The sequence below is a fragment of the Deferribacter autotrophicus genome (genome assembly GCF_008362905.1).
GTDB classification, from domain to species: Bacteria; Chrysiogenota; Deferribacteres; order Deferribacterales; family Deferribacteraceae; genus Deferribacter; species Deferribacter autotrophicus.
Genome location: NZ_VFJB01000005.1, coordinates 179,771 through 201,218, shown reverse-complemented (window position 1 = coordinate 201,218; position 21,448 = coordinate 179,771). Strand labels below are relative to the sequence as shown.

The following is a 21,448-nucleotide window of genomic DNA, read 5'->3' as shown; positions in this document are numbered from 1 at the left end:
TATAATTAACTTCTTAATTAGGGATCAAATTCAGTATCACGTCCACAGTTGAGTTAAAACGACCCTCTGGAAATTCTTTTTTATACTTATTAAAATACTCTTTACACTTTTCGTAATCTTTCTGTTCATAGGCAATAAATCCTATTTGAAATACAGCATATTCATAATAGATTGTATCTTTGTAACTCACTAAAATATCTAATAAATGTTTCTCAGCAGAGCTTAAATCATTAAAAAATTTCGACTTAATTATCGATTTTTTATATAATGCCTCTGCCTTAAAATCAGGTGATTTTGCAAATAAATATGCATAATCCAATGATTTCAAAGCCTCATTATACTTTTTACTATCAGCTAAATAGTTGGCATAATTTATATTCCATCTAGCAATAATATCGGGCAACCTCTTACTCTTTTCTAATTCATCAGGCAATTTAAAATCCGTAATCGACAATAATGTCTGAAACATCTCTTTGAGTTTTTCATCTTTCTCAAAGTTTACAGGCTCAAGAGGCATAATCCCTTTTGAAGCTTGCGTCATCTCTCCCTTTCTAGTGTCCACTGAACCGTTATCCGTTAAAATGTTTACCACACCTTCATCAGTAAATACACATAGAGCCTCGCTGTTTGAAAATGCAATAAACTCAGTCCCCTTTACCCCAGCCACAGCACCAGCCGAAATAATGGAATACCTATCCCTAGGCTTTAACTTTGCCACTACAGATCTAACACTTCCTTTTTTCAGTTCAATTTCTGTATTACCATTACGCCTATCAGTCTTTTTAAGGATAACCTCACTATCAGGAGAAATAACGAAAACCGTCTTGTTTTTCATAATAATTGATAAAGACGATTTGGAATCGGTAACAATCTTATCACCCACATATACCTTTTTTCGTTTTTTAGCTCTTTTACCGTTAACTAATGGCGTCCCTTTTATCTCGGTAATTTTTCCAAAATATATTTTAATGGCAGCATAATTATTTGGAATGATTAGTGCTATTATTATCAAGAAGAAAATTACTTTCTTTAGCATAATAGAATCCTCCAAAAAGGGCCGCGTCATTTTTAAGATTAGCAATACTTATTATAACACTTTTTTTATACGGTGGGTATATTTTTGAATTAAAAAATTTTATTAAATCTTTGAAAAATATATCTCCAAAATGGGAAATTCCGCCACCAATAACAATATTTTCCACATAAACAACATTCAAAGCAGATACCAAACCTATTGACAGATAGTGAGCGAATTGTCTAAATGTTAATGAAGCTATAAGCTTTCCCTGCTTAGCTTCGGCATAAATCTTATTTATTGAATTATATTTTGCACCCCCCAAAATCTCATAGGTTGTAAGAATCCCCTTTTTGCCACAATATGCCTCTAAACATCCTCTGTTACCACATCCGCAAACTCTTCCATCATTTTCAACATTTATATGCCCTATCTCAGCCACTGAAAATTTTGATTTCAATAGTTTACCGTCAAGTATTAAACCGCCTCCGACTCCCGTACCAATGGTAACCATAAGCATACTTGAACTATCTTTCCAAAAAGTATGATATTCGCCAAGAGCAGCAAGATTGGCATCATTTTCAATCAAGACATTTTCCAAGTTTAAATCTCTCACCAAATCTTTATTTGTGAGATAATCAATATTTGGTGCATAAATAACTTTATAATTGCTGTAATCAATTACAGCCGGCAAACCTAAAACAACCACATCCACTCTATTTATTTTTTTTTCACGAATCAATGATAACAACTCATCATAACTTGATGGTGTTTTGACAACTTCTTTAGATAAAATTTCTCTTTTACTGTTAAAAACAGCAAATTTAGTATTTGTACCCCCAATGTCAAATACAGCAACTTCACCTCTTACAGCAGTTGTCACTGAGAAACTCCTTTCAAACAAAAAGATTACTCTGTTTCGAGCACCTCGATGTAAGATTTCGATATTAATAAATATTCAATTTAATAACAAACAGTAAGACTCCTATTGAGGCACTCACTCCTCGCAATAGCCGCCTTTACGTTTCAATCACTTTTTTGCAAAATCAAGCAAAAACACGAGGGAGTTACATTATTGCTTATAATTAGTTGCCACTAAAAAAGTGGCAACTAATTTATAATAATTGATTCATTTCAATTTTACCATAAAAATTCTCCCCAGTTTTTGAATATTTTTTACAGGACATAAAAGGGGTACCCCCCTTTATATCCCCCTAAAAATAGGATAAGACTGTAAATAATTATTTTTAGTAAATTAGTTTTTAAAAGAAAACTAATTTAGGGGATGGAAATTATAATATTGTGCCTTATTCATGTCTTCATATGTGTGTCATTCTTCTTTAACTATTTGCTAGGAACTAATTTAAAATTTATTAAAATTATAAAAATTTTATTTATTAATTAGTTCTCACTTTTTCAGTGAGAACTAATTAGCTAGCCAAAAGAATGCTAACTACAGCAATACCACGGAAAATTTTTTTCGAACTGCTCCCTCTCACCAGGATCAAAATTCATCAGCTTATCCCATATCTCTTTTTGTTCCATACAAAAATATATAAAAACATCTTTCCAATAACTTCTAATCTTTTCTATGACAAATCTCAACATATTAACTCTTAACCCCTTAAAATACCTCATCTTACCATCACCGGCTACAATAAAATTGTTTTCAAAAAGTATTGTCTCACCAAATTTTTCTCTAACCCTTTCATACAACTCAGGAATAAATCTAAAAGTAGAAACACTAATAAATTCCACTGATTTTTCAGGTATATTTTCAAAAAGCATCTCAATCACATCCGAATACCCTTTTTCAAAATTCTCATAATAGATTAAAGGATCAAAATGAAAAGACACTTTAAAACCTGCTTCTGCACACATCTTTGCTGCATTTATCCTTTCAGAAAGGGGGGCAGCTCTAATCTCTTCTTTTTCTACAATAAAATCAGGATTTAGGCTCCAGGATACTACAATATTTTTAGGGTTTAAATTTAATAAGTTTTCAATATTTTTTGATTTTGTTTTAAACTCAAACTGTATATTTTCAAGATTATTCACAATATCAGCATAAAATTTTGAAAACTCAAAAATATTGTCAAGAGCCAAACTATCTGACAATTCTCCAGTGCCAAGCCTAAATCTACCCCTGCTATTTAGTTCTAAAATTTCCTTTTTAATAACCTCAAGATCGGAATATATTTTGATGTATTCGTGATTGAGATACACCTGCAAAATACAATATTTGCAGTCATATGGACAACCTTCAATGGCATCAACCACCTGATAATTGCAACATCTATAATTTTTTGTTGCCGGACAAGGATGTACAAACTTATTTAAGCTACTCGTAATAAGGATATTACTCTTTTTATCCTCAATTTCACTATAATCGTTCTCAGAAATAACCTCAAAAGGGATACCTTTCTTCTCGATAATCTTTACAGGTATTGAATTTAAAGAAGCTTTATCAACATAAATCATAATCTTTTAATTCTTCAAAAAATTCTTCGATTTTATCCTTATTTTCTTTTATTTTTTCTATCTCCATAAAAAGCTCATCAGTGTTTGAAAATCTCACATTCAACTCGAAATCGCATGTTTCAAAATTTGATTTAGATATTATTTTCACATTTTTACCAAACTGTTTTTGTAATTCATCAAAAGCAACCAAAACATCAAAAAGCTGTTTATTCTTTTCTCTTTTAATCCTTTCAAAATACTCTTTATCATAAAAATCAATATTAATAAGTCTCGAATAGTCATACAAAAAATTAAGCAGTTTTCTAAAATCTCCAACAGAAGGAGTCTCTTTTTCAATATAATCCAAAACAATATCTTTCAAATTCTGCTTCAACCTTAAAAACAATGATATGTATTTTAGAGTTATGTTTTTATCGACGATATAACTTTTAAATTTATCAGGCATATTCAAAATATTCTTTAATGCTTCAAAATTTTTTTTACCCTTTACCCCTCTTTCTTGAAAAACTTTAACCTTATCAATATTACACTTAAAATTTTCCGCAACTTCCAAAATATTAGCTAACTCAACCAAATTTATATTCGAATACAAGGATGTAGAAAAATTTACAACACTCTCATAAGACTCAAAATTTTCAAGAAAAACATCGTCACCATCATAATCAAAATTATTTAACTGGTAAAATCTATTATCAACTCTTGCAATAATGGGCGGATAAATAGAATTCACACTCCTTTTGTACAACCAATTAAAGCTCTCTTTATCAATCTGTCCATCAAAATTAGAAATATACCTCATTTTTCAACCACACCTAAACATTGAACCTTGAACTTTGAACATTGAACTCCTACCACTCAGTCTCAAAAAGAGCATCCACAAAAGTTTTAGCATCAAAAGGCTTTAAATCATCCATCTTTTCACCAAATCCGATAAACTTCACAGGTATTTTTAACTCATCCACAATCCCTACAATCACTCCACCTTTTGCAGTCCCATCAAGTTTTGTAAGTACTATACCTGTAACCCCTACAGCCTCACTAAAAATCTTTGCCTGACTAACTGCATTTTGCCCGGATGTTGCATCTAAAACGAGCAAAATCTCATGTGGAGCTTCAGGCATCTCCTTTTTAATAACCCTCACAATTTTTTTAAGTTCATTCATAAGATTAAACTTTGTATGCAATCTTCCAGCAGTATCGGCAATCAACACATCATACCCTTTAGCCTTTGCAGATACTACGGCATCATAAATAACCGCAGCCGGATCACTGCCTTCTTTCTGTTTAATAACAGGAACACCTACTCTATCAGCCCAGATTTGCAACTGATCAATGGCTGCAGCCCTGAACGTATCTCCGGCAGCCAAAACAGTTTTCAACCCTTCATCCTTAAACATTTTTGCAAGCTTGGCAATGGTTGTAGTTTTACCTACACCGTTAACTCCCACCACAAGGATAACGTAAGGCTTTTCATCAACCTGTTTTAAGGAGTTATCCAAGCTTAAGATATTAAAGATTTTATCTTTTATCGAATTTTTTAACTCTTCTGGATTTTTTAAAACTTTTCTCGAAACTTCATCTCTAACCTCATCAATAATTTTCAAAGTAGTATTAACCCCCACATCGGAAGTAACAAACAACTCTTCCAACTCTTCAAGCAAATCCTCATCTATCTCTTTTTTTCCAAAGAATATGGTTTCAATTCCACCCACAAGTTTATTGGAAGTCTTGCTTAATCCTTCCTTTAAGCGTTTAAAAAAAGATTGCTTCTCATCTTCATTTTCTGAAGTATCTTCTTGTCTAACATTTGTTTCGGAAACAATTTCCACAACAACTTCCTTCTTTTCTTCAGAATTTAAATCTTCTTTCGCTGCTACCTCATCATCTTTTGCTTCTTCTTCCGTTTCTAAAACTTCAACTTTCTCCTCTTCTATTTTTTCATCTTTTTTCTTTTTCTTAAAAATATCAAAAAAGCCCATATACTTTACTCCTTCACAATTTTTTCTATCTTTATTTTAATTTCTTCCAACTCCTTTTTAGAACAAAACTCATTGGTACCAAGAAATATCGCCAACAAATATTCACTGACAAAAAACAGAACAACCTTCCTGGTGTTACCCCAAAATTTACATAATAACGTCTTAGAAATACAGAGGAAAAACATTTTTCGGGTTCAGGTTTCCAAAAAATCGCCATGGATGGCGATTTTTGAGAAACCTGCCTCGCAGTGGCACGGGATGTGCCACAAGAATGAGAAAAATGTTTTTCCACTGTATTTACTATGTAATCTACTAATAATACATATATAATTGCTATTCCTCCACAAATAATGGGGTGGCGCCAGCAACCTTCCCCTTATTAAAAAAGAAACTCACTGCATTAATATAATCTTTTCCTTTGAAAGCATTCAAAAGATGATTAACAATCATGAGAAAATCATACCATTTTTCTTTTTTTATATTCCAGCTAAATACCATCTCCCCCATTTCATCTATCATAATCATCTTCCTATCGCTTTGAATACTCCTAAACATTTTCCATTCTCACAGATAGAACCTTTGAGACTCCTGGTTCTTCCATTGTTATCCCGTAAAGGGAATCAGCATCACTCATAGTTTTTTGATTATGAGTAATGATGACAAACTGTGTATCTTTTGACAACTTTCTTACAATTTTCAAAAATCTATCAATATTGGCCTCATCAAGAGGGGCATCTACTTCATCAAGGAAACAAAACGGTGTAGGCTTATAAAGAAACATGGCAAAAAGTAGTGTGCAGGCAGTCATAGCCTTTTCTCCACCGGATAACAGATTCATGTTTGTCAACTTTTTACCAGGCGGTTGAACAAAAATCTCAACACCTGTTTCAAGAATATTTTCAGGTTGAGTGAGTTTCAACTCAGCTTTACCGTTACCAAAAAGGGTTTTAAATACATCTTGAAAATTTTGACGCACATGCTCAAAGGTGGTTTTAAATCTACTCACAGTGGTTTCATCAATTTCATTTATCAAATTCTGAATACTCTCAATGGATTTTTCAAGGTCTTCTCTCTGTTTACTTAAGAATTCATAACGCTCAACCAAAGACTTGTATTCATCTTCCGCAGCCATATTTAGTGGGCCCAAATTTTCTACCTCTTCCTGCAACCCCTTATATTCATCCCTGTTTTTCCTGACACTAAAACTCTCGCTAATATACTCCTCACATACGGTTTCAATATTAAGCCCAAAGCTATTATAAAACTGATCCCTGATATTCGATAATTTCGTCTGCAAACCGGCAAGTTTAATCTCAATATCGTAGACTTCCCTTTCAATTGCCTCAATCTCTCCCCTCTTTTTAGCAATTGCTGTTTCACTTGTATTTACATTCTGTTCCAATTCATTTATTTCGGCTTCCAACATATCTTTTTGCATCAAAACATTATGCTTTTCTTTTTCCAATAATGTTTTTTTCTCCTTTTTCTCATTCAAGCTTTCTTCCCAGTTTGTAATGTCTACGGTCAAAAGTTTTTTCAATCGCTCCTGTTTTGCTTTAATCTGGTTCAATGTTGAGTTTAACTCTTTTTCAAAATAACGCAATTCTCTATTTAAAGAGTTAAAAGATTCATCCAAACCTCTTTTTTCCACCAGTAAATCTGTAAGTTCACCTTTTTCTAAATCAATTTTCTCTTCATAAAATTCAAGCTCTCCTTCAACGTCATCCTTCTGATTTTCAATCTCTCTTAATCTTTCCGCTTTCGTCTCAATATCACCTTTCAACCCTAAAATCTCTTTTTCAGCAGCATCGATGGAATTTTGTAAAATTTCTTTTTCCTTTTCTACTATAGCGATAGATTTCTCAGCTTTTTCAATATAATTTCTAAGATTTGAAAGTTCTGCAGATTTTCTTTCATAAACCAATTTCTTTTCATTTATAACTTTAGTAAATTTCTCATGCTCAGACTTTAAATTGTCCAGCTTCTTCTGCCTCTCTTCTAAATTTTTTCCCATTATATCAATAGATTCGTTAACCTGTTTTAACTCATTTTCAATCTGCGAAATCCTTTCTCTAATCTCCTTAATCATTATAGATTTATCATCTTTCCCCATTTTCCTGTATATTTTGTTTACACAGATTAGCGAGTCATCAATTTTTTGGGAATCCAGGCCTATAATATTTTTCTCAATCTCCTCTAACATGGAAACAAAAGTGAATCTAATTCCATTTTGCATTTTCCCAATCAACTCAAAAACTTTATCCTTATCCTCATCAGCAAAAACAACTATATCGCCAAACTCAAGTTTAACCTCATCATCCATCCCTTTAATAAAATCTGTAATATAACCTTTCTGAATTTCCTTAAGATCAGAACTTACCTTATCCTGCCCAAAGGTATACTTATCAAGTTGCGTAGTTAAAATTTTTAATTCTTTTTCAAGAGAATTTTTCAAGATCGTCTTTTCTTTTATTTTCTCATTCAACTGGCTAATATCTTTTTCAACGGCTATAAGTTCATTCTGTATCAAACTCAACTTATCTTCATAAATATTTTTATCTTCCTCAATATCAGAAAGCTCTTTTTCAAGAGAACTTATATTCTCTTTATTTTTATTCAGTTCCTCCAATAATCCAACAAATTCTGCCTCTTTCCCTTTTATCTGACGTTTTGCAGAATCAATCTCGGTCTCAAGCTTAATTATTTGGTTTCTTTTTTCGGTAATTGCATCATTCAAATCCAAAAACTGGCTATCAAACTCATCCAGTTCATCCTTTAATGTTTCTATTTTTAATTTAAATTCTTCAATAACCTCTTCCTTTTCACTAATTTGATTAGAAAGTTGTTCACGATTCTTTTCAATATCCTCAAGCTGCTTTAGAATTTCGCTTTTCTTATAACTCAACTCTTTTAGTTTCTCTTCACCCTCTCGTATTTCCCGCCTTAATCCTTCTTTCCTCCTGCTGGCACTTTCAATATTATTTTTCAAAATAGCAATCTCATTTTCTATTTTCGAAATATTATTATTAAGTTCAATAATTGAGTCAGTAACCTTAGAATAAGTTCCTCTTTTTTCTGATAATATATTTTTATTGCTTTTCAGTTCACTTTCTAATGTCTGCAATTCATTTTTTTTGGTACTCAAAGTAACTTTTTTATCATTTAAGTCAGTCAACAAATTTGTATAGTCAGATTTCACTTTAACAAAATTGTTGGATAAATATTCTTTTTCCAAAAAATCCAATCTTTGCTTTATCTCTCTGTATCTTTCCAGCTTTTTAACCTGAATTTCCAAAACGTTCTTATTCTTTTCCACTTCACCAAGGATATCGGCAAGACGAAGCAAATTCTCTTTTGTATGGGATAACCTGTTCAAAGCTTCCTTCTTTCTCTCTTTAAATTTGGTTACTCCTGCAACTTCATCAAAAAACAATCGCAACTCCTCAGGAGATGCTTGAATTATCTTTTCCACCCTTCCCTGCTCAATAATAGATATACTTCTTGCGCCAATCCCGGTGTCGTAAAAAAGCTCCTTTATATCCTTTAACCTACATTTTCTACCATTGATGAGATATTCTCGCTCACCTGTCCTATAATATTTTCTGGAAATGGAAATTTCCGACAGTGTCCCCCATTTTTCAGCTATCTCCTCAGAGACATCCGAAACAACCAGTGTCACTTCACAAAAACCTGCAGGTTTTCTGTTTTCACTACCTGCAAAAATGACATCTTCCATATTATTGCCACGCAGCTCTTTTGGGCTTTGTTCTCCAAAAACCCACCTGATGGCATCTAAAATATTACTTTTACCACTACCGTTGGGACCCACTACACAGGTAATACCTTCGGGAAAATCGATTATTGTTTTATCCACAAAAGATTTAAATCCGTTTAATATCAATCTTTTAAATTTCATCCGTCACCCAATTTCCGCTAAATAAATTAACTGCTAAATATACCTAAATTTTCCCCATATTTCCAGAAATTTTTACAACTGGCATCACCACATTTTTGCAAAATTATACATTGTCATTAGGCCCAGAAATAACATTTCCTGGTTTCAAGTTCCAATAAAACCGCCATGGACGGCGGTTTTAGAGGAACTTGCCTCGGAGCAAAACTGGACGTTTTGCGAGAATGAAGGAAATGTTATTTCTGGGCTTATATTAAACTCAATTGGTTGATAAATCATATAATCTATAAAAAAGTGGGGTGATGCCAGACTTTTACAACTAACCTGCCCACTCACAGTCATCGTTCTGCCAACAACTCACTCATAATAATTTTTATCATTAATTGCAAGCAAAGCGAAACAATCTCACATATGATTTTTCTTCTATTCAAAATGGCAAATAAGTGAAATTTTACATAATAATCAATAAACAATCATGTAAATTTAAAGCTCGAAAATAGAAAATCTCTCAATAAGTTTTGAAACTAATGTTCTTTTACAAGTAAAAATGAAAATCTGTCTATCATCACTTATTTTTTCCAATGTTTCCAAAAAGTTTTGCTCTCTTTCATCATCAAAATTTGCCGTAACTTCATCAAAAAACAGAGGTAACTTCAATTTTTTATCAATCAAATCAATATATCCAAGCCTCAATGCAAGATAAAGCTGATCCTTCGTCCCAGCAGATAACTCATCTATCTCCTTTATCCTATCATCATTACTCAAAACAAAAAGATTACCCTCTATATTTGTTCGAATTTGCTTATATCTACCGTTAGTAAACCTTTCAAAATATTTTGAGCTGTTTTGCAATAATTCAGGCTGATATTCTTCTTCATACCTTTTCAATGTATTTTCCAAAATTTTCAAAGAAAGATTTTTTACAGCAAACTCTTCCAGCTTACTTTTAAACTCACCCTTTAACTTCTCAAGTTCACTCTCTTTTTCATGGAGAATATCCTTGTTTAAATAAATATTGATCCTTTCGTCCAATCTACTGATCTCTTCAGCCACTTCTTGCAATTTTCTTTGCAAATGTTCCATTTCACTCATTTTTTCATTTAAAGAATTTTGTAGCTGTATCTCAGAAATATTTTCCACTCTTTTTGAATAATCTTCATACTCAATACCAAAACGCTTTTCAAAAGTGGAAACACGCTCTTTTATTTCCTCCTTTAAGCCTTTTAACACCTTAAAATTCTCAAAACCAAGTTCCATATCATCGAAACTATTCACTCCAAATTTAACAAAAATATCTTTTACATTCTTTTGCAAATTTTTAAATTTTATTCTCAACTGCACCAATTCACTTTGGGTTAAATTATATTCACTTTCCAATTTCAACTTGTAATCCTGCCCTGTTACCACTTTTTCTACAAATTCGGCTAATTCATCAAGACTTATATCATCACTAAGCTTCAATTCATTTTTTAAACTATTAACAGTACGATTAAAATCATTTATATTAACAATGAGATCATCAATTTTTTTCTTCTCGGCAATTAAATTTTTTACCTTCTCTATATCCAATAAAATCTTTTCTTCATCTTCCAGATTAAACCCAAAACTTTTAATTTCCAACTCTATTCTTCCCAAATCCATTTTTACTTTCTCAATATTTGTAACTAATTCATCATACTCACTTTTCAAAATCTTCAACCCAGCCAATTTTTGCTTTAATCCGTCAATTTCCTCTTCCACCTCATAAAGCTCTCTATCTAACGTTTCCATATCTCCCACAACATCATCAAACTGCTTCAACTTATTTATTAAAGATTCTTTCTCCTTTCTCAGAAATTCAATCTCATTTATTTTTTTTAGAACATCATCGATGTTTTCATTTTTTAAATTCTTAAGATTCTGAAATTCATTAAAATATTCCAAAAACTCTTTATATGAAAATACCTTAAATTTTCTTAATAACCTAAAATATAAAAAATAACTTGATGCAGAAATTAAAAACAACAGAACTAATCCCACAATTAGAAAACTAATATTTTTACCGATTGCAAATACCAAACCTAAAATATTTGCTAAAATAAGGGAAAAACTTATCAACTTTATTTTTGGCAATAAACTTTTTATTTTCTCGATTTCCTTTTCATCAAAATCAACCAAAGGATTGTTATTAAACTTTCTAAGTTTTGTATTTAAATCTTGCAGTTTTTCTAAATCAATATCTTTTAAATGTTCATCCAGTTCATTAATCCTACTTAAAATTTTTTCTTTCTCCCGAAGTATGTCAATCAAATTTCTTATTTTTTCTCTTTTCTTTTTCAATCGAAATAGATTCTCTTTTAGTTCATTCTCATCGACAGCTGTCAAAATACCCTTTTTCTTTTCATACTCTGTATTATACAACTCAAGATTTTGCTTTAAAGAATTGTAATTATTTAACAGTTTCTTAATCTTCTTCTCTACAATCGAAAGTTCCTCAATATTAAATTCTACATTTTCAAAAAAATTGTTTATTTCTAATTCTAGTTTTTCCTTTTTGTGAAAAAGTTCATCAAAATCATAATCACCATACAAAAAATAACCTTTTTTAAATTTATCAAGTAAATCTCTTTTTATATCATAATCTATTTTCCCAATTTCACCCTTTAAAACAGAAAGTCTATAGACTTTCTCCTCAATTGACCTCTCTACCTCCTCCATTTCTTTTCTTAACCTTTTTATATTATTAAAGCTTTGCTCATCAACTATCACTTCCTTTGACAACCCGTTATATTTCTGCTTTTTATTTCTTATTTCAAGATAGCTTTCAAAAGGGGTTAGTAGTTTTCTAATATTCTCTATCTCTTTCTTTAAACCAATAATTCGCTTCTCATAATCTTGACGTTCTTCTTCAAGCACTTTTTTTCTGATCAGATCAGAATCAACATCCTGAATTTCATCTTTAGCTTCACTTATCTCTTTCTCTAAACTCTTCAACCTATCCTTAAGCTGGTTGATATACGGTTTTCTCCCTCTTTGTTTATATAATTTATCAATATCTTTTCTTAAGGAATTAAATAGTTCAGACAAATTGTTAGAATAAGAAAGACCTGAGACGCCTAAAAACAACTCCCTCTTCTTTTTAAGTAAATCAAAATATTCCACTTTAAATAGCTCTTCCTGAGTGATAGCAAAACTATTTTTGAAAGATTCAAAATCAAACAATTCATTAATATTCAAGAAAATTCTTTCAGAAGGAATAACTCTGAGATTATTGTTATCAAAATTAATTACATAATCCTCTTCATAAAATTGAATCACAGTATCTGCTGAAAAGTTTGAAATATACCATGGTTTCGCTTTTTTTTCTTTCGGAAAAAACAAATACCTAAAAAAAGTTAAAATTGTAGTTTTTCCGGCTTCATTCTCGCCATAAATCACATTTACACTATTATCAAAAGTAAACTTAACATCCAATAAATTTTCAATATTTAAATTTAATTTTTTAACTATCATTCATCATCCGCAATATTGGCAAATAAGTAGGATAAAGCATTTTTTTTCAATTTTTCATAATCAAAATCAATATCATATTTCTTGATTAGCTTCTTTATACTTTCATCAAATATTTCCATATCTTTTATAGACTCCTCATACAACAATTTTTGAAAAACTCCCATTTTATCAATCTGTTTCAACTCAAGAGCAGTCAAGCTTTCATCTGCTATATCCACAATATTCGTAAATTCATCCAGCAAATCTCTTTTAGCTTCCATCAATTCCCATTTCAAACTTCCGTTTGCAACACCTTTTATTTTAACAGAATAATAAAACTCGTCCGAAATAATTTTAGATAGTTTATCATAAAGATCTTCCAACCTGTCATCTTCTGTTACATTCAGCTCTTTTTCATGAATTACAATGCCTGTCATAATCTTTTTTACCAAAAAATTATAACCATCAAATTCAACTAGATTCAAATATTTCTCCCCTACCTCATTAATTCTAACGGGAAGAGGTGAACCAGGATAAGAGACCGTAACATTATCAACCGTCTCAAGATAAAATTGATGAATATGCCCCATTGCTAGATAAAAAGGAACATCAAATCCTATCAAATCATTAAACCCGACAGGGAGGTAATTCTCATGGTCACTGACAATTCCGGTGAAATTTGAGTGCATTAGAAAAACAGTGGGTTTCTTAAAAACTCCCTTATCATATTTCTTTAAAGGATTCACACTTCTTAAAGAAAAATCAAGATTAGCCCCGGCAACACATATTTCATCCTCATCATAAAATGTAATTTCATTATCATCAAAAATTATAAAATTATCATAATTTCTAAAAAAATCATAAAACCTGTTTTCAAAAGGATCATGATTGCCGGATAAAAAATAAATACGTCTGTTACTATTTTTTTTTAAAAAATTTGCAAAAAGAAATTTGAATTTATAATCGATAATAGTGGAGTTGAAAATATCTCCCGGTAAAACAAAGAAACTTACATCATATTTATCCGCTAAATCACTTATAAAGTGAAGAACACTTTTGAAAAGCTCATAATCTCCATGAGCTCTTAAAAAAGATAAACTTCTTCCAATATGTAAGTCAGCAAAATGAATAAACCTTACACATCCCAATAGGTAGTACCCTGGTCAGTTAAGATTTCTTCTAAAATATCTGCGCCTGTTTCCCCTTTAATACAATCTTTTGTAAAACACTTACACTTACTTAGCACAACCTCTTCAATATAAACAGGTGATTTTACTCTTAAAGAAAGGGCTATGGCATCAGAAGGCCTGCAATCAATTACCTTGCAGCTACTCCCATTTACTAAATAAAGACTCGCTTTAAATATACCGTCCTCATAATCTTCTATAATCACTTTTTCAACCTTGACATCATCAATGGCAGATAAAATACCAGTTATGAAATCGTATGTCATTGGCCTTGGTGGAACAATCTGATTTAATTCTGTATAAATTGCTTCTGCTTCAAAAACACCTATTTTAATAGGTATATAAAAACCATCCTTTGTTTCAAGTATTAAAACATAACGTGAAGTAAGAGGATCCTTAATCACACATTTTACAGATGCTTCCTTCATAAAATACTACCTCCCAGCATATTCAACCACTCTTCCCAATAATGAATTCTTTTTAGCTTCAGTAATTTCAACGGTAACAATATCACCTATATTTAATTTATAATTTGACAAAATATTTACAACCTTATTTTGCCTGTTTCTACCCGAAAAAACATTTTTATCCTTTTTGCTAACCCCTTCAACCAATATCTCTTGTACTTTACCCACATAACTCTTATTAATTTCTTCAGTAATTTTCGATTGAAGTTTTAAAACTTCATCAAGCCTTCTTGATTTTTCCTCTTCACTCACATCATCTTCCCACATGCTTGCTTTAGTTTTCGGTCTTGGTGAATATTTGAAGGCAAAAATAGATTCATATCTTATCTCTTCCAAAGCCTTTAATGTCATCTCAAAGTCATCTTCAGTTTCACCTGGAAATCCCACAATGAAATCGGAAGACAGTGCTAAATCAGGAATCATCTCTTTTGCCTTTAAAACCTTATCTCTATACTCTTCATAAGAATATTTTCTATTCATTAGTTTAAGAATCCTGCTTGAGCCTGCCTGTAGAGGCAAATGAAGATATTCGCATATTTTCGGTAAATCCCTGATGGCAAAAATCAAATCATCACCAAAATCCTTTGGATGAGAAGTAACAAACCTTAATCTTTCAAGCCCATTTATCTCATGAACCTTATAAAGTAGCTCTGCAAAAGTAATTGTTTCATCAAGGTTTTTCCCATATGAGTTTACATTTTGTCCAAGGAGAGTAACCTCTTTTACTCCATTATCCACTAGATATTTTACTTCATCCAATATTTCATCAGGTTTACGACTCTTTTCTCTACCCCTGACATAAGGTACAATACAGTATGAGCAAAAGTTATCGCACCCCTTCATAATCGTTACAAAAGCTGATACCTTTTTTTCCCTTGCAAAAACAGGGATGGAAAGCTCATCCTCCGCTTCATTTACATCACATACTCTCTCTCCTTGCTCTACCAGATCAAGTAAAGAGTGAAGCCTGTTTATAGCACTTGTCCCGAATACCAAGTCCACATAGTCAAATCTATCAAGAAACTTTTCGCCATCCTGCTGCGCAACACAACCACATACAGCTATTTTAAAATTAGGCTTATTTCTTTTCATAAACTTTAATCTGCCAAGCTCACTCTCCACCTTATGATAAGGCTTTTCCCTTACACTGCACGTATTGATAACGGCAAAATCAGCCTCTTTTATATTATCTGTTAAGTCATAACCACGCTCTGCAAAAACAGAAGCAATCCTCTCTGAGTCGTATTCATTCATCTGACAACCAAAGGTTCTTATATAAAGTTTACTCATATCTTACTCCTATTACTCCTCTCTTAATTCCTTATTTTTAAAATTGTTTTTTCTCCGCTCCAGGGCGGATCCTCACAAAGATGTATATACCGGTTGGTCGGGGAAGCAATCTCAAAACAAAATATATCATTTACTTAATAAACCCTTCAACACTTTCAGCTCTTTCTGAGCCATTTCATATTTTGGATGTGTTTTATCCACCTTTGACAGCCAATATATTGCATCATTAATATAAGTTTTATCAGCACTCCCTTTATGGGAAAGCACATAAGTGTACCTTTTATTTCCGATTTCAAAGGCAAAATCCATCTTCAATCTTTTCACCTTTTCATTTTCAAACCCTAGCCTTTCCAGATACTCATATGCCGCCACATAATCGCCTTTAGCTGAAAGAGTTAATGCTTTATTAATATATGCTTTAGAAATCACTATAGAAAATCTATCAATATCCTTTTTTACTTCTTCAAGAAGCATATCGGCTTTTTCTTTAATAGGTACATCGCTTGGAATATTAATTAACAAATCAAAACACTCGGCGATGTATTTTTTTGCCGTTTCATAATCTTCTATAAAATACGCTTTTTTTGCCTCTTTGTAAAGTCTTTCAGCCTTTTTATAGTCTTCTTCAGCTTTGATTATCTTGTAAAGTCTTGCCTTCAGTACCAGAGATTTCTTATTGAATTTATAATATTTTAAAGATTCAATAATCTTTGCATACGCCTCATGATACTTTTCCTCTTCCGCCAAAGCTGCAGCTTCCCTGTACAATTTATAAGTAGCACTGTTTAAATAATACCAAACTGTACCGGCAGCTATCAAAAATAATACCGCGATTAAAATTATAACCTTTTTCATTGTAACAATTTCAACAATTCCTTCTTTATTTTTTCATCTTTAATGGAATTAAAAACTTTCTCCGCTGAGTTTGTATCCTCTAAAAGTAAATATGCCAATACCTTATAATATTTTCCCTTATCACTATTATCAACGCTCATAAGCTTCAACACTGCTTCTCCCTTCTCATCTGCAATCAGCTGTTCAGCAATATCATACCTGTTATCACATTTTTGCAAATCGTTTATGCCTACTTTACCAATCTCATATCCATACACTCCAAACTCACATGCAACATTCCTATATTTATTGAAAGTAATAGAAAAAGTTTTAACAAACCCTTCCTTATCGTTATTAGTTTGATAACAGGATAATTTTGCCTTATAATAAGCACCATCTTTCTTCTTAAAACATTTATCAAGCAAATTGCAATCAGCGCTTTTACCCAACTTTCTATACGCTTCATAAGCTCTACAATAATTCACACTGTTAACACGGAATTTCTTTCTATTTATCTCAAAACTCTTAACAAAGGAATCATACCTCTTCAAGTTCCAAACCCTTTCCAGAGCAAGATTCACAAGGTCACTGTCTTTATAAAGATTGTATATTTTCCAAAAATAATCGTATTTTTTATTTTTATAAAAATACACGGCAAAAGATTTTTTATATTTGTTTGCAATTTTTTTCACATTGAGCTTCGAAAACTGTTTTACCACCTCATCAGGATAATCTTTAAGTTTTACGGCAAGAAGCAATCTCATATCATTTGGCAATCTTAATTTTAAACTCTCTTTAGAAATATCTTTATCCACGGAACAGTTTGATTTTAAATAGGCAGCTAAAGTCTCATTAAAAAAGTTTTTATCCAAATACCTTTTGGCTACTTTACAGTCTTTCGTAGCAAGAATCAACAGTTTATCAGCTTTAACATCCTTAAAATTGATTCTTTCATCCTTTGTATTTTCAATCAGCTCTATATATTTCAGTGCCTCATCAAAATTTTTCTTTTTAAAGTTTATTTTGTAAAGTAGATAGTTTGCAAATAAAATTTTCTTTTTATCTTCCGCATCTTTCAGATAATCATGCAAACTCATTTCCGCCACATCATAAAAACCATCCTTGTAAGTGGAAACCGCCAAAAAATAGTCTGAGCTATCTTCGGCATAAGTAGAGAAAAAAGTAAAAATAAAAAAACAAAAAACTATTAATCTTTTAAGCACTTAGCAAGCACCTCCACAGGATGCAAAACATGTTTATCACTTATATGTTCCATCTGTATTCTACATGTCGGACAATCGGTAACCGCTATTTCCGCATTTGAGTCATTGAGTTTTCTATGTAAATCAGAGGCAATCTCCATACTCAAATCATAATTTTCTGCGGAAAGCCCCCAACTTCCTGCAATACCACAACAGTGAGAATTTAAATTTTTGATATCATAGCCCAAACTTTTTTGCATTAGATCAATAGAACTGTTAGCATACTTTTGAGCCTTCAAATGGCAAGGCATATGATAGGCATACTTTTTACCATCAGGTTTTATTTCTAACTTTTCAAGGTTATCGTTTAACAGTTTTGTAATATGAACAACCTTACTTTTTATCTTCTCAATCTCTTCCGTATTTAACAGATACCCCCACTCTTGTAGCAATGATAATCCGCAGGATGAACAGGAAACCACAATATAATCTACTTTATCAATGAGATTTCCCCATTTTGACAAATTCTTCTTAACCTTCTTTTTGGCACTGTCCACCATCCCCTTTGAAATCATAGGCAAACCGCAACAATGTTGATCTGGAATATAAACTTTGTATCCAATGGCCTTTAAAAGTTTTATGGTAGATAGCCCTATATTTGGCTCTATATACCCGGCATAACAACCTGTAAAGTAAAGTACCGATTTATCACCTGCCCCCTCTTCCCTTTCCACTTGCTCAAAAAGTGATTTACTCTTAAAAGCAATAAACTCTCTTTCTTCAGCAAGCCCTGTAAATAATTCATTTATTTTTCTTACAATTTTCGGCTTCATAACTTTTTCAAGCAGTGGCGAAATCTTTCTTGTAGTCCTTGCAGCCAATTCAACACTTACTACAAGTTTTTTCTCGATTCCGGCACCAAATTTTTTAACATATTGAGCCCTTGCTTCCATAGCCATTTTGGGAATGTTGACATTTGAAGGACATTCTTTGTAACAGCTTCCACAATTCACGCAGTGATTTATTACATATTGAAACGCTTTATCAAACAGAGCCTTATCATCAATGGCACCACTTACCAAAGCTCTTAAAATATTAGCTTTAGCCTTAGGCGCAGCCGCCTCATCTCTTGTGAATTTGTAAATAGGACACATCCTTGTTGCTTCAGTTACGGTGGTACATTTTGAACATCCATGACACTTTTCCACTTCATCAAGAAAGCCTTCACTCCATACAAGCAATTTATTAGGTAAATCATAGCTTCGATAATCTTTGCCGAATCTTAAGAATTTTTTCACCTGATATGGGTCACTATGGGTTATTATCTCAGGATTAAAGATACTATTCTCATCAAATATATTTTTTACCTCTTTAAAAAGGTGGTAAATCTCAGGATACTGTTTTTCTATATAATAACTTCTAATCCTTCCATCCCCATGCTCACCCGAAATGGCACCATCCAGAGAATTTACTAGCTCAAAAACCTCATCAGCTAATATTTTCAAGTAATCTATATCATGAGGATCTTGCAAATCAAGCAGTGGTCTTGTATGAAGTAACCCTTTCGCAATATGTCCATAAATAACAAAATCAACTTTATGTTTTTCCAGCAGAGCATACAGCCCTTTAAAATACTCAACAAGCTTATCAGTAGGTACTGCAGCATCCTCTATCAAAGCTAAAATCTTCTTTCTCCCTTTCAACTTATACAGTATCGGTACTGCAGCTTTCCTAATAGCCCAGAATTTTTCCTTTTCCTCCTTTTCCACTGCCAAAAAAGCACTATTTGTTAAACCATGCTCTTCTATAAGTGCCTTAGCCTTTTCAGCCATCAACCTCGCTTCATCTTTATCAAAGGAATCAAACTCAATTAACAATACATTATCTATCCCATCAGGAATTTTATCACGTAAAGTCTCATCATTATCTTTGGCAATCTTCAAAAGCGATTTATCCATTATTTCTATTCCACTTGGCCCCATGGGCAAAATAAGCTGCACTGCTTCTGCACTGGCAATAATATCGTCAAAATAAGCCACAATAAGACTATCATATTTAGGTTTTGGGATTATTTTAAACTTTAGCTTTGTAGCAATTCCCAAAGTACCTTCGGCACCACAGAACAGCTTGGATAAATCGAGCCTCCCACCTTTTACAAGCTCCCTCAGATTATACCCTGTCACATTATATTTTACAGGGGGGTAAGCTGATTCAATTTTTTCTTTATTCTTTTCATAAAGATCATAAATTCTCTTTAAATTATCATCCAGTTCATCATAATCCTTTTTTAAAACCTCAGAAATAACAATTTTCTCACCATTACTTAAAATAATATCTGCATCAAGCACATAATCTGAAACATTGCCATATTTCACCGAATGCGCACCGCTGGCATTTGTTCCGAACATACCCCCAAAGGATGTATATTCACCACTGGAAGGATCAGGTGGGAAGAAAAAACCTTCTTTAGAAATTACTTTCTCTAGTTCACCAAAACGATAGCCAGGTTCACACACGAAATAACCTTCTTCATAATTCACTTCCAGAAGTCTGTTCATATATTTCATAAAATCTATCACAATACCTTTACCGATAGCAGAACCACATAACCCGCTACCTGCACCACGAGGATGCACTGACAAACCATATTTCAAAGCAAAATCAATTACAGATTTTACATCCTCTTCATCCTTTGGATATACGACACAGGATGGCTCTACCCTGTAAATACTCCCATCCGTGGAATGCATATACCTTCTGAGTTTATCGGTATAGACATCCCCCTTAATTATCTCGTGCAATTCATCAAAAATATTATCCGTAAGTTGCGGCATCTCCACTCCCCATTCAAGTTTCGAAGTTTTCATAGAATATAATAACAGATGCAAAAAAGTAAAGATTAATCAATGAAAAATCTTGACATCTGTTTTAAAAATTGACAATATCAACAAGGGTTGCTGATGTTGAACATATTCATAGGTTTTAGGTTTATAAAATAAATATGCTAAAAAGCCTTCCGGTTAATCCGGAAGGCTTTTTTTTTAACTAGGAGGCAGTTATGAAATATGAAAAAGAAATCTTAAATGCCCACGAACTTGATAACATCCTTACAAGATTAACGTTTCAAATCTTAGAAAAATGTACTGATTTTGAAAACACTAAAATAATAGGGATCAAAAGACGGGGTGCCATACTAGCTGATAGAATCAGGGAGAAGATAAAACAGTTTAAAGATAAGGATATCGAAATAGGATATCTGGATATCACTCTTTACAGAGATGACTTAACGGAAATTTCGGAGTTTCCCATTATAAGAGGCACAGAAATCCCTTTTAATGTAAAAAATAAAAATATCATACTTGTAGATGATGTGATCTTTACAGGAAGGACAGCAAGAGCCGCTCTTGATGCCATAATGGACTATGGTAGGCCAAAAAAGATTATTCTTGCCGTGTTGATTGATAGAGGTCACAGAGAACTTCCTATCCAGCCTAATTACAAAGGGAAATACGTTCCCACCAGTTTTGATGAACGAATAAATGTAAAATTGAAAGAACTAGATGGAATAGATAGTATCAGCATTAGTAAAAATATTAAGTGAGGGGTGTT

At 32.3% G+C, this 21,448-nt stretch carries 15 protein-coding genes; 1 reads left to right on the top strand and 14 read right to left on the bottom strand.

Going from position 1 to position 21,448, the window contains the following annotated elements; genetic code table 11:
- Positions 1 to 13: 13 nt before the first annotated feature.
- The 14 genes from FHQ18_RS06860 to FHQ18_RS06795 form a co-directional block, all read right to left on the bottom strand.
- On the bottom strand, positions 14 to 1,036 hold the full coding sequence (locus FHQ18_RS06860) for a FecR family protein (protein ID WP_188020364.1): 1,023 nt from the start codon (positions 1,034 to 1,036) through the stop codon (positions 14 to 16).
- On the bottom strand, positions 981 to 1,898 hold the full coding sequence (locus FHQ18_RS06855) for an ROK family protein (RefSeq protein WP_188020363.1): 918 nt from the start codon (positions 1,896 to 1,898) through the stop codon (positions 981 to 983). The genes FHQ18_RS06860 and FHQ18_RS06855 overlap by 56 nt, the downstream gene beginning before the upstream one ends.
- Before the next feature lie 566 nt (positions 1,899 to 2,464).
- Positions 2,465 to 3,496 carry an SPL family radical SAM protein gene (locus tag FHQ18_RS06850; RefSeq protein ID WP_149266429.1) on the bottom strand — a complete coding sequence of 344 codons (1,032 nt, stop codon included), beginning with the start codon at positions 3,494 to 3,496 and terminating at the stop codon, positions 2,465 to 2,467.
- On the bottom strand, positions 3,483 to 4,295 hold the full coding sequence (locus tag FHQ18_RS06845) for a hypothetical protein (RefSeq protein ID WP_149266428.1): 813 nt from the start codon (positions 4,293 to 4,295) through the stop codon (positions 3,483 to 3,485). Before FHQ18_RS06845 ends, FHQ18_RS06850 begins: the two co-directional genes overlap by 14 nt.
- A 49-nt stretch (positions 4,296 to 4,344) precedes the next feature.
- Positions 4,345 to 5,475 carry a signal recognition particle-docking protein FtsY gene (gene ftsY / locus FHQ18_RS06840; protein WP_149266427.1) on the bottom strand — a complete coding sequence of 377 codons (1,131 nt, stop codon included), beginning with the start codon at positions 5,473 to 5,475 and terminating at the stop codon, positions 4,345 to 4,347.
- Positions 5,476 to 5,808: 333 nt separating this feature from the next.
- On the bottom strand, positions 5,809 to 6,030 hold the full coding sequence (locus tag FHQ18_RS06835; RefSeq protein WP_149266426.1) for a hypothetical protein: 222 nt from the start codon (positions 6,028 to 6,030) through the stop codon (positions 5,809 to 5,811).
- Entirely contained in the window at positions 6,023 to 9,391 is a 3,369-nt protein-coding gene (locus tag FHQ18_RS06830; protein WP_149266425.1) for an AAA family ATPase, read from the bottom strand. Before FHQ18_RS06830 ends, FHQ18_RS06835 begins: the two co-directional genes overlap by 8 nt.
- Positions 9,392 to 9,871: 480 nt before the next feature.
- Positions 9,872 to 12,880 carry an AAA family ATPase gene (locus FHQ18_RS06825; RefSeq protein WP_149266424.1) on the bottom strand — a complete coding sequence of 1,003 codons (3,009 nt, stop codon included), beginning with the start codon at positions 12,878 to 12,880 and terminating at the stop codon, positions 9,872 to 9,874.
- Positions 12,877 to 14,007: a metallophosphoesterase family protein gene (locus tag FHQ18_RS06820; RefSeq protein WP_149266423.1), complete on the bottom strand. Its 1,131-nt coding sequence runs from the start codon at positions 14,005 to 14,007 to the stop codon at positions 12,877 to 12,879. The genes FHQ18_RS06825 and FHQ18_RS06820 overlap by 4 nt, the downstream gene beginning before the upstream one ends.
- Positions 13,995 to 14,474 carry a bifunctional nuclease family protein gene (locus tag FHQ18_RS06815; protein ID WP_149266422.1) on the bottom strand — a complete coding sequence of 160 codons (480 nt, stop codon included), beginning with the start codon at positions 14,472 to 14,474 and terminating at the stop codon, positions 13,995 to 13,997. Before FHQ18_RS06815 ends, FHQ18_RS06820 begins: the two co-directional genes overlap by 13 nt.
- A gap of 6 nt (positions 14,475 to 14,480) precedes the next feature.
- Entirely contained in the window at positions 14,481 to 15,803 is a 1,323-nt protein-coding gene (miaB, locus tag FHQ18_RS06810; protein ID WP_149266421.1) for a tRNA (N6-isopentenyl adenosine(37)-C2)-methylthiotransferase MiaB, read from the bottom strand.
- A gap of 126 nt (positions 15,804 to 15,929) precedes the next feature.
- Positions 15,930 to 16,658: a hypothetical protein gene (locus tag FHQ18_RS06805; RefSeq protein ID WP_149266420.1), complete on the bottom strand. Its 729-nt coding sequence runs from the start codon at positions 16,656 to 16,658 to the stop codon at positions 15,930 to 15,932.
- Positions 16,655 to 17,860, bottom strand: a complete 1,206-nt coding sequence (locus FHQ18_RS06800) for a hypothetical protein (RefSeq protein ID WP_149266419.1) — start codon at positions 17,858 to 17,860, stop codon at positions 16,655 to 16,657. The genes FHQ18_RS06805 and FHQ18_RS06800 overlap by 4 nt, the downstream gene beginning before the upstream one ends.
- Positions 17,845 to 20,706 carry an anaerobic glycerol-3-phosphate dehydrogenase subunit C gene (locus FHQ18_RS06795; RefSeq protein WP_246798671.1) on the bottom strand — a complete coding sequence of 954 codons (2,862 nt, stop codon included), beginning with the start codon at positions 20,704 to 20,706 and terminating at the stop codon, positions 17,845 to 17,847. Before FHQ18_RS06795 ends, FHQ18_RS06800 begins: the two co-directional genes overlap by 16 nt.
- Positions 20,707 to 20,897: 191 nt before the next feature.
- On the opposite strand from FHQ18_RS06795, the gene pyrR reads away from it, so the two are divergent.
- Positions 20,898 to 21,440, top strand: coding sequence for a bifunctional pyr operon transcriptional regulator/uracil phosphoribosyltransferase PyrR (gene pyrR, locus FHQ18_RS06790; RefSeq protein WP_149266418.1), 543 nt, complete (start codon positions 20,898 to 20,900; stop codon positions 21,438 to 21,440).
- The last annotated feature ends 8 nt before the right edge of the window (positions 21,441 to 21,448 follow it).

Bases quoted from the DNA above. Each gene is read 5' to 3' on its own strand.
- FHQ18_RS06825 (WP_149266424.1), bottom strand. From the start codon at position 12,880: ATGATAGTTAAAAAATTAAATTTAAATATTGAAAATTTATTGGATGTT.
- FHQ18_RS06860 (WP_188020364.1), bottom strand. From the start codon at position 1,036: ATGCTAAAGAAAGTAATTTTCTTCTTGATAATAATAGCACTAATCATT.
- FHQ18_RS06845 (WP_149266428.1), bottom strand. From the start codon at position 4,295: ATGAGGTATATTTCTAATTTTGATGGACAGATTGATAAAGAGAGCTTT.
- FHQ18_RS06835 (WP_149266426.1), bottom strand. From the start codon at position 6,030: ATGTTTAGGAGTATTCAAAGCGATAGGAAGATGATTATGATAGATGAA.
- FHQ18_RS06805 (WP_149266420.1), bottom strand. From the start codon at position 16,658: ATGAAAAAGGTTATAATTTTAATCGCGGTATTATTTTTGATAGCTGCC.
- miaB (WP_149266421.1), bottom strand. From the start codon at position 15,803: ATGAGTAAACTTTATATAAGAACCTTTGGTTGTCAGATGAATGAATAC.
- ftsY (WP_149266427.1), bottom strand. From the start codon at position 5,475: ATGGGCTTTTTTGATATTTTTAAGAAAAAGAAAAAAGATGAAAAAATA.
- FHQ18_RS06795 (WP_246798671.1), bottom strand. From the start codon at position 20,706: ATGAAAACTTCGAAACTTGAATGGGGAGTGGAGATGCCGCAACTTACG.
- FHQ18_RS06830 (WP_149266425.1), bottom strand. From the start codon at position 9,391: ATGAAATTTAAAAGATTGATATTAAACGGATTTAAATCTTTTGTGGAT.
- FHQ18_RS06850 (WP_149266429.1), bottom strand. From the start codon at position 3,496: ATGATTTATGTTGATAAAGCTTCTTTAAATTCAATACCTGTAAAGATT.
- pyrR (WP_149266418.1), top strand. From the start codon at position 20,898: ATGAAATATGAAAAAGAAATCTTAAATGCCCACGAACTTGATAACATC.
- FHQ18_RS06815 (WP_149266422.1), bottom strand. From the start codon at position 14,474: ATGAAGGAAGCATCTGTAAAATGTGTGATTAAGGATCCTCTTACTTCA.